This window comes from Lysobacter sp. Soil_N_51, assembly GCF_057655755.1.
Map to the genome: position 1 here is coordinate 146,278 of NZ_JBDGLR010000004.1, position 15,251 is coordinate 161,528.

General features: G+C 66.3%; 10 protein-coding genes. 7 read left to right on the forward strand and 3 right to left on the reverse strand.

Going from position 1 to position 15,251, the window contains the following annotated elements; genetic code table 11:
* Positions 1-2: 2 nt before the first annotated feature.
* The 3 genes from AC3A4T_RS08400 to purB all read right to left on the reverse strand — a co-directional run bounded on the left by AC3A4T_RS08400 (position 3) and on the right by purB (position 3,046).
* The gene (locus tag AC3A4T_RS08400) at positions 3-401 is read right to left on the reverse strand and encodes a VOC family protein (protein ID WP_487674966.1); all 399 of its coding nucleotides are present in this window, start codon (positions 399-401) and stop codon (positions 3-5) included.
* Positions 402-469: 68 nt separating this feature from the next.
* Entirely contained in the window at positions 470-1,414 is a 945-nt protein-coding gene (bla, locus tag AC3A4T_RS08405) for a subclass B3 metallo-beta-lactamase (RefSeq protein ID WP_487674967.1), read from the reverse strand.
* A 255-nt stretch (positions 1,415-1,669) separates the two neighbouring features.
* Positions 1,670-3,046 carry an adenylosuccinate lyase gene (purB, locus tag AC3A4T_RS08410; RefSeq protein WP_056113902.1) on the reverse strand — a complete coding sequence of 459 codons (1,377 nt, stop codon included), beginning with the start codon at positions 3,044-3,046 and terminating at the stop codon, positions 1,670-1,672.
* 374 nt (positions 3,047-3,420) lie between these two features.
* On the opposite strand from purB, the gene AC3A4T_RS08415 reads away from it, so the two are divergent.
* The 7 genes from AC3A4T_RS08415 to dgoD all read left to right on the forward strand — a co-directional run bounded on the left by AC3A4T_RS08415 (position 3,421) and on the right by dgoD (position 15,240).
* The gene (locus tag AC3A4T_RS08415; protein ID WP_487674968.1) at positions 3,421-4,911 is read left to right on the forward strand and encodes a class II fumarate hydratase; all 1,491 of its coding nucleotides are present in this window, start codon (positions 3,421-3,423) and stop codon (positions 4,909-4,911) included.
* Between the two features lie 564 nt (positions 4,912-5,475).
* Positions 5,476-5,655 (forward strand): hypothetical protein, encoded by a 180-nt coding sequence (locus AC3A4T_RS08420; RefSeq protein WP_487674969.1) that lies wholly within the window; start codon positions 5,476-5,478, stop codon positions 5,653-5,655.
* Positions 5,656-6,715: 1,060 nt separating this feature from the next.
* A complete protein-coding gene (locus tag AC3A4T_RS08425) occupies positions 6,716-9,460 on the forward strand; it encodes a TonB-dependent receptor (RefSeq protein WP_487674970.1) in 2,745 nt (914 codons plus the stop codon).
* Entirely contained in the window at positions 9,460-12,675 is a 3,216-nt protein-coding gene (locus AC3A4T_RS08430) for a glycoside hydrolase family 2 TIM barrel-domain containing protein (RefSeq protein WP_487674971.1), read from the forward strand. Before AC3A4T_RS08425 ends, AC3A4T_RS08430 begins: the two co-directional genes overlap by 1 nt.
* A complete protein-coding gene (locus AC3A4T_RS08435; RefSeq protein ID WP_487674972.1) occupies positions 12,672-13,451 on the forward strand; it encodes an SDR family oxidoreductase in 780 nt (259 codons plus the stop codon). The genes AC3A4T_RS08430 and AC3A4T_RS08435 overlap by 4 nt, the downstream gene beginning before the upstream one ends.
* 11 nt (positions 13,452-13,462) lie before the next feature.
* Positions 13,463-14,095: a 2-dehydro-3-deoxy-6-phosphogalactonate aldolase gene (locus AC3A4T_RS08440; RefSeq protein ID WP_487674973.1), complete on the forward strand. Its 633-nt coding sequence runs from the start codon at positions 13,463-13,465 to the stop codon at positions 14,093-14,095.
* A complete protein-coding gene (dgoD, locus tag AC3A4T_RS08445; protein WP_487674974.1) occupies positions 14,092-15,240 on the forward strand; it encodes a galactonate dehydratase in 1,149 nt (382 codons plus the stop codon). The genes AC3A4T_RS08440 and dgoD overlap by 4 nt, the downstream gene beginning before the upstream one ends.
* Positions 15,241-15,251 lie beyond the last annotated feature (11 nt).

The following is a 15,251-nucleotide window of genomic DNA, read 5'->3' on the forward strand; positions in this document are numbered from 1 at the left end:
TTTCAGTCGCCGATCTCGTCGTAGCCGCGTCCCAGAAACTGCAGCAGGCACCAGCCATGCCCGAACGGATCGGCGATCTGCACGATCCGGCCCCAGTTCGCTTCGCGGACCGCACCTTCCTGACGCGCACCGGCGCTCAATGCGCTGCGTAAGGCCGCGTCGAGGTCGTCGACCACCACATCCAGATGCAGCGGCGACCAATGCCGCGCGTAGCGGCGGATGTCGTCGCCCGCGGCCGCGGAGCCCTCGGGTTTGCGCAATAGATAGATCGGCGCCTGTCCGCCGAGCAATTCGATCACCTCCGCGCCCAGTCTGCGCCCGACGTGCAAGCCGAACGCCTGGGTGTAGAAACGCGTCGCCGCGTCGAGATCGGGGACGTCGATATTGATCAGCTGCTGCATCGTCACGCTCCGGGGGCTCGGGATCGGAGTGTCGCGTGGGCCGCGCTAAGGCCGCGTGGCGATGCGCTTCAGCGGCCGGGCGCAGGTTCTTTCGGGCTCGGGGCGGGCCGCTCGGCCCGTTCCTTGCTCAGGCGCGCCTCGAGCTTCTCGGTGCCGATCGCGGCATAGGCGCGGCAGGCGCCGGTATCGACCAGGGCGATGCCGGAGGCCGGATCCAGGCGCTCGAGCAATCGGCTCGCGCTCGGATGCGGCGTCAGCAGGATCTCGCAGGGCAGTCCGGCGATGCTCGTCAGGCTGTCGCGGAAGGCCGCGACCATCTCGGCGTTTTCGCTGTAGCGATACACCTTGTCCGAGAACGCAGTGACGCTGTCGGCATAGACCATCGCGCGGCAGATCCCGCCGTCGCACGAGGACCAGGTCCAACTGGTGCCGCCAGCGGTATGGCCGGGCGTGGCGTGGGCGGTCAGCACGACCGCCCCGACGCGCAGAGTTTCGCCGTCGTCGATGCGCTGCACCGACGCGACCGGCGGAAACTTCGCCACGCTCAGGAATTGCGGATCGCTGCGATCGCTGTGGCCGCGTTCCAGCGCGGTCGCGGCGGGTTCGCGCGCGACCACGCGCGCGCCGGTGTCGCGTTGCAGGCGGGCGATGCCGCCGACATGATCGAGGTGTTCGTGCGAACTGACGATGTAACGCACGTCCTTCGGCTCGAAACCGAGCGCGCGGATGTTGGCCTCGATTTGTGGCGCGGCCTGGTCGGTGACGCCGTCGATGAGGATGTGGCCGGCGTCGGAGGTGATGAGGATCGCGCTGATCGCGCAGGTGCCCACGTACCAGGTGTTGGCGTAGATGTGGCGCGGCGCGGTCGGCTCGTCCCAGCTCGGATCGGCGGAGCAGGGCGCGGGCGCGGCGACCGTGGCGATGAGGGCCTTGTCGGCGCGCGGCGCGCTTGCGCAGGCGGCGAGAAGCGATGAAACGAGCGAAGCGGCTAACACGCTGGTGCGAAAACGCATGTGCGGAATCCTTGCGGAACAGTGGCGATCACTATCTCCGATTCGGATGCCCCGCGAAGCAAAAAGAAATTGTGGCAGCAGAAAGAGGAATTTTTGTTTCTGCGTCGGAGCGACGGTAGGAGCGGCGTAAGCCGCGACTGCGGCACTGCGGCCACGACGCAGGTTTCGTCGTAGTTGGGTTTTCGCGGTCGCGGCTTACGCCGCTCCTACAGGACGTAACTCACCTGCGAAGCGGCGTAAATCGCGCGCGCCGGATCAGATCTCGCGCGCCAACCGCTCGGCCAGGCCGGTGTAGCTGCCCGGGGTCATCGCCAGCAACCGCTGCTTGTCCTCGGCCGGCAGCTCCAGCGAGGCGATGAACTCGCGCATCGAGGCTTCGTTGATGCCCTGGCCGCGGGTCAGCGCCTTGAGCTGTTCGTACGGGTTCGGCAGGCCGTGACGGCGCATCACCGTCTGCACCGCTTCGGCCAGCACTTCCCAGGACGCGTCGAGGTCGGCGGCCAGGCGCTCGGGATTGACGCTGAGCTTGCCCAGGCCACGCATCAGCGCGTCGATGCCGATCAGGGCGTGGCCGAACGCGGTGCCGAGCGCGCGCAGCACGGTCGAGTCGGTCAGGTCGCGCTGCCAGCGGCTGATCGGCAGCTTGGCGGCGAAATGTTCGAACAAGGCGTTGGCGATGCCGAAGTTGCCTTCGGCGTTCTCGAAATCGATCGGGTTGACCTTGTGCGGCATGGTCGAGCTGCCGATTTCGCCGGCCTTGACCGCCTGCTTGAAATACCCCAGCGAGATATAGCCCCACACGTCGCGGCACAGGTCGATGCAGATCGTATCGATCCGGCGCTGCGCGTCGCACAGCTCGGCGATGCCGTCGTGCGGCTCGATCTGGGTGGTGTAGGGCTGCCAGTCCAGGCCCAGCGAGGCGACAAAACGCTCGCAGAACACCGGCCAGTCGATGTCCGGATAAGCCGAGACGTGAGCGTTGTAGTTGCCGACCGCGCCGTTGATCTTGCCGGGCATCTGCGCGCCGGCCAGGGTCTCGCCCTGGCGCTGCAGGCGCGCGACCACGTTGGCCAGTTCCTTGCCGACCGTGGTCGGCGACGCGGTCTGGCCGTGGGTGCGCGAGAGCATCGGCAGCGCGGCGTGGGCGTGGGCCATCGCGCGCAGGGCCTGGATCAGTTCGTCCAGCCGCGGCAGCAGCACGTGCTGGCGGGCCTGATTGAGCATCAGCGCGTAGCTGAGGTTGTTGATGTCTTCGCTGGTGCAGGCGAAATGCACGAATTCCAGGGCCGGGCCCAGTTCGGCGTCGTCCTTGAGCCGTTCCTTGATCAGGTACTCGACCGCCTTGACGTCGTGATTGGTGGTGCGCTCGATCTCCTTGACCCGCGCCGCGTCCTCGACCGACAACCCGTCGGCCAGCGCGCGCAAGCGCGCCGCGGCCGCATCGGAGAACGGCTTGAGCTCGACGATGCCCGGCTCGTTGGCCAGCGCCAGCAGCCATTCGACCTCGACCTTGACGCGGGCCTTGATCAGGCCGAATTCGGAAAAGATCGGCCGCAGCGCGTCGACCTTGCCGGCGTAACGGCCATCGAGCGGGGACAGGGCGAGCAGAGCGGTCTGGGGGTCGGCGGACATGGCACACGCAGGGCAGGAAACAGTCCGCCATTCTACCCCACGGTCCGTGGCGTGCCGGGCGCCCCGTGTAGGAGCGGCGCGAGCCGCGCCCGCGGGGCTGCAGGGTCGCGGCGCAAACTTGTCACTCTGCGGTCGCGGCTCACGCCGCTCCTGCAGGAAGCTCTGCGTGAAGCCGACCTCGCCGGATCGGGCGAAACGCCGGCGTGCACTCGACGCGCGGTGCGGCCACGGCGATCATGGCGTCCGCCAGCGGAATCGTAATGCCAGCACGGCGCAGGCCTTCGCCCTTGCGAAGTTCGGCCGCGTCCCGACCTCTCGATGCGATGCACGGCCCCTGCGCCGCGCGTCTCCCCCACGACTCAATGGAGTTGGCAATGGCGTCCAAATCAAAGAATCCGGCGAAGACTCCGGGCAAAACCCCGACCCGCACCTCGGCCAAGCCCGCACAAGCTGCGGCGGCCCCGGGTTTCCGCCGCGAACACGACAGCATGGGCGAGCTCAGCGTCCCCATCGACGCCTTGTGGGGCGCGCAGACCCAGCGCGCGGTGCAGAACTTCCCGATCTCGGGCGTGCCGATGCCGCGTGAATTCATCCGTGCGCTGGCGCTGGTCAAGGCCGCCGCGGCCCAGGTCAACGGTGGGCTCGGCCTGCTCGAAGCCGGCGTGGCCAAGGCGATCGGCGCCGCCGCGGCGCAGGTCGCCGACGGCCGCTTCGACGCGCATTTCCCGATCGACGTCTATCAGACCGGCTCGGGCACTTCGAGCAATATGAACGCCAACGAGGTCATCGCGACCCTGGCCTCGCGCGCGGGCAAGCACACCATCCATCCGAACGATCACGTCAACCTGGGCCAGAGCTCGAACGACGTGATTCCGACCACGATCCGGGTGTCGGCGCAGTTGGCGGTGGTCGAATCCTTGCTGCCGTCGCTGGCGCATCTGCGCAAGACCATTCAGCGCCGCGCGAAGGAACTGGCCAAGACCACCAAGACCGGGCGGACCCATCTCATGGACGCCATGCCGCTGACGTTCGGCCAGGAGTTCGACACCTGGGCCGCGCAGCTCGATTCGGCGCAGCAGCGCATCGAAGACAGCCTCAAGCGCCTGCGCCGGCTGCCGATCGGCGGCACCGCGATCGGCACCGGCATCAACGCCGATCCGCGTTTCGGCAAGGCGATGGCGAAGGCGCTGTCGGCCGCGACCGGCACGCGCTTCGAATCGGCGGCGAACAAGTTCGAAGGCCTGGCCGCGCAGGACGATGCGGTCGAACTGTCCGGCCAGCTCAGCGCCCTGGCGGTGGCGCTGACCAAGATCGCCAACGATCTGCGCTGGATGAATTCCGGCCCGCTGGCCGGCCTGGGCGAGATCGAATTGCCGGCGCTGCAGCCGGGCAGTTCGATCATGCCCGGCAAGGTAAACCCGGTGATTCCCGAGGCGATGGCGATGGTCTGCGCGCAGGTGATCGGTCACCACGCGGCCATCACCGTGGCCGGGCAGAGCGGCAATTTCCAGCTCAACGTGATGCTGCCGCTGATCGCCTACGACCTGCTCGATTCGATCCGCCTGCTCGGTAACGCCATGCGCCTGCTCGCCGACAGCGCGATCGCCGGCTTGCGCGCGCGCGAGGCGCATGTGCGCGACGCGCTCGACCGCAATCCGATCCTGGTCACCGCGCTCAATCCGCTGATCGGTTACGAGAAGGCCGCGGCGATCGCCAAACAGGCCTACAAGGAAGGTCGGCCGGTGCTGGAGGTGGCGATCGAGGTCACCGGGCTGCCGGAAAAACAACTACGCCGTTTGCTTGATCCGACCCGGCTGACCCGCGGCGGCATCCAGGCCGGTGGCGGCGGTGGCGGGGGCGGTTGAGCCTGAGTGAACGTCGCCTGCTTCAATTCATGTCAGAGTGTGATTAGAGTCTGGCTCCGGATGTCGTGGTCGCGGTCGTGTCTTGGGGAAGGCGCGGCCCGCGGCCTCGGTGGATCGAATTGTTCCAGGATTTAGTTTCGCGACCGGGGTGGGGTTTTCAGGCGCTGGCGCTTGGATATGCTCGGGGCGTGTTCGGGGATATTCGCGCGTTAGTGCGCGATAATCTCCCGCTGCGGCGGGAAAGCGGCGGCGCGGCGTGCGAAAGCAGGCGGCGCACCACGGAACTTTCGGGTTTCGATGTCTTTCCCGCGCGTGACGGATTTCGCGACAGGCCCGCGTTACGCGGGTTTATCGCGAATCCGGCGGCCCAGGCCGCCGGGCAGGTCCGCGAACGCCGGGCAGCGATGGGCGGTTATTGAGCGGTAATCGGTCCGTAATGCCTGGGTTATGTTTGCGGTTTTATGTGCATCGTTGCTCGAGCCGCCGGATGCGTCCGCGCAACGTGTTTTCCCCCGAACCCCGGATCGCCCCGATCCGGTCAGCCATCACAATGGAGCCTCGCTCATGATGTCCAAGACTTTCTTTCGGTACGCCGCCGTCCTGTCGCTGTTCGCCTGTGCCGCCTGCGCGCCGCAGGACGTGCCGATCGGCGATGACATAAAGGCCGACGTGGCCTCGCAGGTCGCACCGGTCGCCGCCGACGCGGCCCAGGCCGCCGTCGCCAGCGTCACGCCGGCGCACTGATCCACCCGTCCCGGGCCGGGGGCACGCCTGGCCCGGGACCGGTTCCGCCTGTCGGCGGATCCGGACAGCCCCGCCATCGCAGACCTCGGTCTGCGGTGCCGGTGGCGTGCAAATTTGAGCAGGCCCGCACCGCGATGACATGGTGCCGCGGCCGCCCGTCTCGCCCCTTACGTGCACACGTATTCAGTGCCGACGTCGTCGTATGCATCGGGCCACGCTTGCGGGCACACCTCGGTAACGCGCAGCGACTGAATCGTTCCGCGGTGACGCTTACCGATTCGCCCGCCACGACGGATCAGCGACAGGCGCGCGCTGTCACTTGTTTTCTATTCCCCATTTCTCGCGCATTTTCAGCGGCGGTCGGCATCGCTGTGCGCGGTCGACACAGTTCATGGTTACCGGCAGGGCGGTGTGATTCAGGAACGCTCGTAAGCCACGCCCACCGCGCCGGATATTCGCTATGGCGGGCGAAAAGCGGCAGCGACGCAACCGCTTCACTCATTTCTCACTCCTCCAGACTCACTCCTGGCAAAAACAGACCTGGGCCTTTAGCCAATCGGCTCGCCGAACGCGCCCCAGCCCGGGCTCGAGGCGTGTGTGCCCGCATCTGACGTCACGACCATGCGAACGCTTACAGCCTCGCCCTGATCGCGGCCAAGCCGAGCCGCGTGCGGCGCAGTCGTTGCGAGCCATGCGGATGACCGCGTCAGCGTCGAGTCGTCGATTTGCGTTGCATCGGCGCCGATTGCCTTGTTCCGGTGCTCGCAGGCCGACCGTGCGTCGAGTTACGGTCCGGCCGGAGCCTGCGCGATCGCCATGCTGCGGTGCAGCTTGCATCGGCATTGATCCCATAAATACTATTTATCCTACAAATAGAGGTGCGCGACGATCTGGCCCAGCCGGGGCGGTCGCGCAGGGAGGGACCGAGCGGGGGCGAGGTCCGGTCGATCGTCAAACAACAGCCAAATCGCTGTTCAGCCGGGGCAGGGTAATGCATCAATCAGCACTGACCGTTTCCGTTCGTAACGCACTTCGTGTCCGCAACGCGCTGATGGTCACGATGGCGATGTCCGCCGTCGTCGCCCAGGCCGCGCAAGCGCAACAGTCCGCCGACGCGCCGGCCGCCGCGGCGGCCGAAAGCGCCGACAAAGACCCGACCACGCTCGGCGCGGTGGTGGTCAGCGGCACCCGCGCGAGCATCCAGAAATCGCAGGCGCTCAAGCAGGACGCCATCGGCACCGTCGACGCGGTATCGGCCGAGGACGTGGGCAAGTTCCCCGACCAGAACGTCGCCGACTCGCTGCAGCGCATCGCCGGCGTGTCGGTGGACCGCTCCGGCGGCGAATCGCGCTTCATCACCGTGCGCGGCTTCGGCCCGGAATTCAACACCGTGCTGCTCAACGGCCGGACCATGGCGACCGAGAACGCCGGGCGCGAATTCAGCTTCGATGTGCTGCCGTCGGAACTGATCAGCACCGCCGAGGTGTTCAAGACCTCGCAGGCCAATCTCAGCGAAGGCGGCATCGGCGCGACGGTCAACATCAAGACCCGGCGCCCGCTCGACGATAAGGGTTTCCACGTCGCCGGCAGCGTGTCAGCCGTGCGCGACAGCCTGTCGGGCGAGACCAAGCCGAAGTTCTCCGGCCTGATCAGCGACACCAACGCCGACGGCACCTTCGGCGCCTTGCTCGGCGTGGTGCGCTACCAGCGCGATCACACCAGCGAAGTGATCGACGACGAAGGCTGGCTGACCGGCAGCAACGGCATCAACGGCGTGAGCGGTTTGAACAACGTCGCCGTGCCGCGCACCCTGCAATACAAGGTCAATCAGGAACAGCGCACCCGCACCGGCGTTAACGCGGCGATCGACTGGTTGCCGAGCGAAAACGTGCGGGTGGGCGTGGACGCCATGTACTCCAAGTACGAGATCGACTCGAAGGTCAACGCCTTCGGCCTGTACACGGACCCCGCCGACGTCCAGCAGGCCAGCGTCGATGCCAACGGCACCGCCACCTCCTTCGTCCGCCGCGACACCGGCGGGCTGGCCAACGATCACATCGTCTCGTCCAGCCCGCGCAACTCCATCAACCAGCAGCTCGGCGTCAACGTCGCCTGGCAGGTCGGCGAGCAGACCTCGCTGGACTTCGACGGCTCCTATTCCAAGGCCGAGGAGAACAGTGGAGGCAAGGGCTATTTCATGGTGATGGGCGCGCGCAATGTCGGCGTGAATCCCACCTGGAATCTCAATCCCGGCGCGTTTCCGAGCTACTCCAATCTGTTGCCGACCACCGACACCTCGGATCTGCGCGCGCATTTCGTCGACCGCGAAGGCGACAACCGCAGCGACGAGCTGTACGAGGGCAAGGTCAGCCTGACCCGCAACTTCATCGAAGGCACCTTGTCGCAGTTGCAGTTCGGCATCTCCGGCTCCAAGCGGACCAAGGACAGCGTCACCGTGCGCACCTCCGACAGCGATCTGAACTGCGCGTACTGCGGCTATGCGGTGCGGCTGCCGAGCGAACTGGCGAGCGTGTTCAATGCCGGCTCGCTGGTGAACGGCGTTTCCACCGGCGCGCCGACCCAATGGCTGACGTTCGATCCGCAGCGCTACTTCGACTTCCTGTCGAGCCCGGCGGCGTACAACCAGTTCGCGCCCGGCGGCGAATTCTACGACCCCAACGATCCCGGCCGTGCTCAGCGCATCGCCGATGCCTTGCAGAAATACGGCGGCTTCAGGGCGATGCCGGTGCCGCAAAGCCAATGGCTGGTGGAGGAGAAGTCGTACGCGGCGTTCGCCCAGGCCACCTTCGAGAACAGCTTCCACGACATGCCGTGGACGCTCAACCTCGGCGTGCGCTTCGTCAAGACCGATGCGGTTTCGCGCGCGGTGTCCTCGCAGGTGGAATCGATCACCGGCACGCCGGGCGATCCGACCAATGCCCAGGTACATTTCACTCCGCCGATTCCGATCTCGCGCAGCGCCAGCTACAACGACTGGCTGCCGTCGCTGAATTTCCGCATCAATCTGCGCGAGAACGTGGTGCTGCGCGCGTCGGCGTCCGACACCTTGACCCGGCCGACCCTGACCAGCCTGCGCATCAGCGAAGACATCGGCGTGCGTCCGCCGGGCCCGGGATCGATCAACACCGGCAACATCGATCTCAAGCCGTACAAGGCGCGCAATTATGATCTTGGCGCGGAGTGGTACTTCAACGACACCAGTTACCTCGGTCTGGCCGGCTTCTACAAGAAGGTCGAGAACTTCGTCACCAACGTGACCCGGCCGACCACGATCCAGGGCTATCCGTTCATGGAAACCCTGCCGGTCAACGCCAATACCGCCGTGGTCAAGGGTGCGGAGTTATCGTTCCAGTACACCTTCGACCGCCTGCCGGCGCCGTTCGACGGCCTGGGCGTGCAGGCCAACTACACCTACGTCGACAGCAAGCAGAGCTTCGATCCGGCCATCGCCACCGGTCAGTTCGCGGTGGTGGGCCTGGCCAATTCGGGCAATCTGATCGTGTTCTACGAAAAGGACCGGGTCGGTTTCCGCGCGGCCTACAACTGGCGCGACGAATACCTGTCGGCGGTGCGCGGATCGCAGGGCGAGCCGACCACGGTGAAGCCGTATGGGCAGATCGATCTGAGCGCCAACTTCAAGCTCAACGACCACGTCTCGCTGTTCGCCGAAGCCAGCAACGTCAACGACGAGACCGAAGCGGCGTATTCGCGCTACGAGAGCCGTCCGCAGTGGGTCGCGGCGAACGGTCGCGCGCTGTCCTTCGGCATCCGCGGATCATGGTGATGCGTACGCCCATACGCCACGTCGGTCGCGGCTTGCTGATGCTGCTGGCGCTGTGCGCTCTGGCGGGCGCGCAGGCGGCACCCGCGCCGCAAGCGTCCACGCAAGCGGCCGAATGGGAGCGGCCGGAGGTCAATGCGATCGATCGCGAACCGATGCGCGCCACCTCGTTCCCGTTCGAGTCGGTGCCGCTTGCGCGCGCCGGAAAGATCGCCGATTCGCGTTACTTCCTCGACCTCAACGGCGATTGGCGCTTCGCGTTCGCGCCGAGCGTCGACCAGCGGCCGCTGGATTTTTATCGCGACGATTTCGACGTATCGGCCTGGAAAACCATCCCGGTGCCGTCGATGTGGCAGGCGCAGGGTTACGGCCAGCCGCTGTACAACAACATCACGTATCCGTTTCCGGCCAATCAGCCCTTCATTCCGCACGCGATCAATTCGGTCGGATCTTACCGGCGCGATTTCACCGTGCCGCAGGGTTGGGACGGGCGCCAGGTGCTGTTGCACATCGGCGCGGCCGGCGCGGCGTACTACGTGTGGGTGAACGGCAAACAGGTCGGTTACAGCGAAGACTCCAAGCTGCCGGCCGAGTTCGACATCACCCGCCATCTGCGCGCCGGCAGCAACAACGTGTCGATCCAGGTGTATCGCTGGTCCGACGGCAGCTATCTGGAGGATCAGGATTTCTGGCGGGTCAGCGGCATCGAGCGCGATGTCTATCTGCTCGCCGCGCCTGGCACTTGGTTGCGCGACTTCTTCGCCCGCACCACCTTGGACAAGAATTATCGCAACGGCGAATTGAATCTAGACCTGAGCGTCACCGGCGCGGCCGCGGCGGGTCGGGTCAAGGCCAGTGTGCTCGATGGCGACCGCGTCGTGCTGACGCGCGAGGCGGCGGTCGAGCCGTCGTCGAAACCGCGCACCTTGAGTCTGGCGGGCACGATCGAAAGCGTGCGGCCGTGGACCGCGGAAACGCCGAATCTATACACCTTGCTGCTGGAACTGCACGATGCCGGCGGCCGACTGGTGCAGGCCAGCGCGGTAAAGATCGGCTTTCGCACGGTCGAAGTGTCCGGCGGACTGGTGCGGGTCAACGGCAAGCCGATCAAGATCCGTGGGGTCAACCGGCACGAGCACGACCCGGTCAGCTTCCACGTGATATCGGAAGCGTCGATGCGGCGCGACATCGAGTTGATGAAGCTCAACAACGTCAATGCGGTGCGCACCTCGCATTACCCCAACGCCGAGCTTTGGTATGCGCTGGCCGACGAATACGGCCTGTACGTGATGGACGAGGCCAATATCGAATCGCACGGCTACATGCAGAAGGGCGACGAGGGCATGCGGCCGCGCGACCAGGTCCAACTGGGCTACGACCCGCGCTGGGAGCGCGCGCATCTGGAGCGGGTCCAGCGCATGATGGAGCGCGACAAGAACCATCCTTCGATCATTTTCTGGTCGCTGGGCAACGAAGCGGGCACCGGGCCGAACTTCGCCAACGCGGCCAACTGGCTGCACACGCATGACACGACGCGGTTGGTGAGCTATCTCGGCCACGGCACCATCTACGCCCAGCATCTGCCAGAACCATACGTGGATTTCTACGCGCCGATGTACGACCCGGCCGAGCGCATCGTCGATTACGCGACCGCCCCGGAGTTCGCGGGCAAGCCGCTGATCCTGTGCGAGTACGCGCATGCGATGGGCAACAGCCTCGGCGGCCTCAAGCTGTACTGGGATGCGATCTACGCTCACGACCGGCTGCAGGGCGGCTTCATCTGGGACTGGGTCGACCAGAGCATGCTCAAGCGCACCGACGACGGCCGCGCGTACTGGGCCTACGGCGCCGATTACGGCCCCAATCCGTCCGGCGCGGAGGCGATCGAATTCGGCGACGGCCTGCTGCAACCCGATCGCACGCCCAACCCGCATCTGCACGAGTTGAGCAAGGTGTACGGGCCGATCCAGTTCGAAGCCGTGGACGCCGCGGCCGGCCGCTTCACCGTGCGCAACCGGCATAACTTCATCGACCTGAGCGGTTTCGATTTCGACTGGCAACTGCGCGAGAACGGCCGGATCGTGCGCGAAGGCAAGGGGCCGGCGTTGTCCACGCCCGCCGACGGCAGCCAGACGGTCGACTTCGCTCTGCCATCGCTGAGCAAGCGGCCCGGCGCCGAGTATCTGCTGACGCTGCGTGCGCGCACCCGCGCCGGCACGGTGCCGCTGGTGCCGGCCGGGCATGTGGTGGCGTGGGAACAGTTCGCCTTGTCGCCGCCGCCGTCGTTGCCGTCTGTCGCGCGCTCGGGTGCCGCAGTCGCGGTCAGTGATACGGCGCAGACCGCGATCCTGCGCGCCGCCGGCGTCGAACTCAGCATCGATCGCGCCACCGGCCTGATCCAGCGCTACGCCTATAACGATCAGACCTTGTTGCAAGGCGGTGCGCCGAACTTCTGGCGTGCGCCAACCGATAACGACATCGGCACCGGGCTTTACGCCAGCCATCAGATCTGGAAGCCACTGTCGGAATCTCGTCGAGTGCGTGCTATCCAGGTGCGACGCGACGACGACGGCAGTGCAAGCGTGCGGGTGGAATTCGATATCGGTGGCGAACCCGCGACACCGGATGTGCAGTACACGGTCGACTATGCGATGGCGCGCGACGGTTCGGTCGACGTCAGCGGCGAGTTCAAGCCTTTGTACGCTGGCTTGCCCGACCCCTTGCGCCTAGGGCTGATGTTCACCATGCCCAGCCGCATCACCGAGCTGAGCTGGTACGGCCGCGGCCCGCACGAGAACTATGCCGATCGCTACACCGGCGCCGAGATCGGCGTGTATGCCGGCAAGATCGCCGAGCAGAACCACGACTACATCCGCCCGCAGGAAACCGGCAACAAGATCGACGTGCGCTGGCTCGCGCTGACCGCCGAGGACGGCGCCGGGATACGGGTGACCGGGGCCAAGCCGCTGTCGGTCAATGCCTTGGCCTTTCCGTATGCCGATCTGGATCGCAAGCCGATCGGGCAGGCGCACAGCAGCGACATCGTCGCGCGCGAGCACGTTTCGCTGATGATCGACGAACGCCAGATCGGCGTCGGCGGCGACGATTCGTGGAGCAAGGTCGGCCAGCCGCATTCGCAGTACCGTATTCCGGTGGCGCCTTCGCGCTACCAGTTCCGCATAACGCCGGCCCAGGCCGGCACCGAGGCGAATCGATGAGCGAGCGCACTTCCTCCGCACCGGGGCAACGCCTGGCCGGAAAATCGGTCCTGGTCTCGGGATCGTCCAACGGCATCGGTGCGGCGATCGCGCGCCTGTTCGTCGAACATGGCGCGCGCGTGGCCGGTTACGACCGCGCGCCGCCGCCAGCGGGGCAGATCTCGGCCTGCGAACTGTTCGTCGCCGGCGATGTCGCCGATGCCGATGCGGTCGCGGCCTTCGTCGACCGCGCCGCGCAGGCCTTCGGCACCATCGATGTCGTCATCAACAACGCCGGCGTGGACGTGTTCAGCGATCCGCTGACCCTGGCGCCGGACGACTGGTGGCGCAATCTGGCGATCAACCTAGGCGGTGCCTGGAATTTCAGCCGCGCCGCGTTGCCGGTCATGCTCGAGTACGGACGCGGATCGGTGGTCAACATCGCTTCGGTGCATGGCCACAAGATCATTCCCGGCGCGTTCCCGTATCCGGTCGCCAAGCACGCGCTGATCGGGCTGACCAAAGCGCTGGGACTGGAGTACGCGGCGCAGGGCCTGCGTTTCAATTCGATCTCGCCCGGGCTGATTCTTACGGATCGCATCGAGCGCTGGTTGTCATCGCAGCCCGATCCCGAGGCCACGCGTCGCCGTCAGACCGAACTGCTGCCGCCGCGGCGGATCGGTGAACCCGACGAGGTGGCCTACACCGCCTTGTTCCTCGCCAGCGACGAAGCGCGTTTCATCAACGCCACCGACATCGTCATCGATGGCGGACGCACCCAGCTGTATCACGAATGATCACCTCGCCCATGACCGAACCGTCCATCGACTGGAGCGCCCGACGCCCCTTGATCGCGATCCTGCGCGGCATCGCGCCGGCCGAGGTCGAGGCGCATGTGCTGGCATTGATCGATGCGGGGATCGGCTTGATCGAGATCCCGACCAACTCACCCGATTGGTTGCGCAGCGTCGAACTCGCGCTCGCCGTCGCCGGCGACCGCGCGCTGATCGGCGCAGGCACCGTGTTGAACCTGGCCGACGTGGATGCGTTGGCGGCGACCGGCGCGCGATTGATGGTCACCCCCAACACCGATGTCGCGGTGATCCGCCATGCGGTGCAACGCGGCCTGAGCTGCGCGGTCGGTTTCGCCACGCCGAGCGAAGCTTTCGCCGCGCTGGCGGCGGGCGCGCAGGCACTCAAGCTGTTTCCTGCGAGCCACTTCGGCCCCGCTTACGTGCGCGCGATCAAGGCGGTGTTGCCGCCGCAGGTGCCGGTGTTCGCGGTCGGTGGCGTCACGCCGGACAACCTCGCCGGTTTTCTGCAAGCCGGCTGCGTCGGCGCCGGACTGGGCAGCGATCTGTACACCCCGGGTCAATCGCCCGCGGTCACCCGCGAACGCGGCGGTCTTTTTGTCGATGCCTACCAGAGCGCGCGCCCTTGAAAATCACCCGACTCAGCACTTACCGCGTCGCCCCGCGCTGGATGTTCCTCAAGATCGAGACCGACGAAGGCCTCGTTGGTTGGGGCGAACCGGTGGTGGAAGGTCGCGCGCGTACCGTCGAAGCCGCCGTCGCCGAACTCGGCGAACTGCTGATCGGCCAGGACCCCGCGCGCATCAACGATCATTGGCAAAGCATGTACCGCGGCGGTTTCTACCGCGGCGGCGCGGTGTTCATGAGCGCCATCGCCGGCATCGACCAGGCCTTGTGGGACATCAAGGGCAAGGCCCTGGGCGTGCCGGTGTATCAGCTGCTCGGCGGTCTGGTGCGCGATCGAATGAAGACCTATTGCTGGGTCGGCGGCGATCGGCCGGCCGACATCATCGCGCAGATCCACGATCGCGTCGCCTTGGGTTTCGATACGTTCAAGATGAATGCCTGCGAGGAGCTCGGCCTGCTCGACAGCGGCCGCGCGATCGACGCGGCGGTGGCCAAGGTCGCCGAGATCCGCGCCGTGTTCGGCAACCGCATCGAGTTCGGCCTGGACTTCCACGGTCGCGTCGGCTGGCCGATGGCGAAGACCCTGATCCGCGAACTCGAACCCTACCGGCCGTTGTTCATCGAAGAACCGGTGCTGGCCGAACAGGCCGAATACTATCCGCGCCTGGCCGCGCAGACCGCCATTCCGCTCGCCGCCGGCGAGCGCATGTATTCGCGGTTCGAATTCAAGAACGTGCTGCATGCCGGCGGCTTGGCGATCGTGCAACCCGATCTGTCGCATGCCGGCGGCATCAGCGAATGCATGAAGATCGCCGCGATGGCCGAAGCCTACGATGTCGCGCTGGCGCCGCATTGCCCGCTGGGACCGATCGCGCTGGCCGCGTGCCTGCACGTGGACTTCGCCAGTTGGAACGCGGTGCTGCAGGAGCAGAGCATCGGCATCCATTACAACGCCGATGGCGAACTGCTCGATTACATCGTCAACAAGGATGCCTTCGCGATGGAGCAGGGCTCGGTGCGTCCGTTCGTGTTGCCCGGGCTGGGACTGGAGATCGACGAAGCGCGGGTGATCGAACGCAGCCGCGAGGCGTCGGACTGGCGCAACCCGCTGTGGCGCCACGCCGACGGCAGCGTGGCGGAGTGGTGAGGGCGATGGTT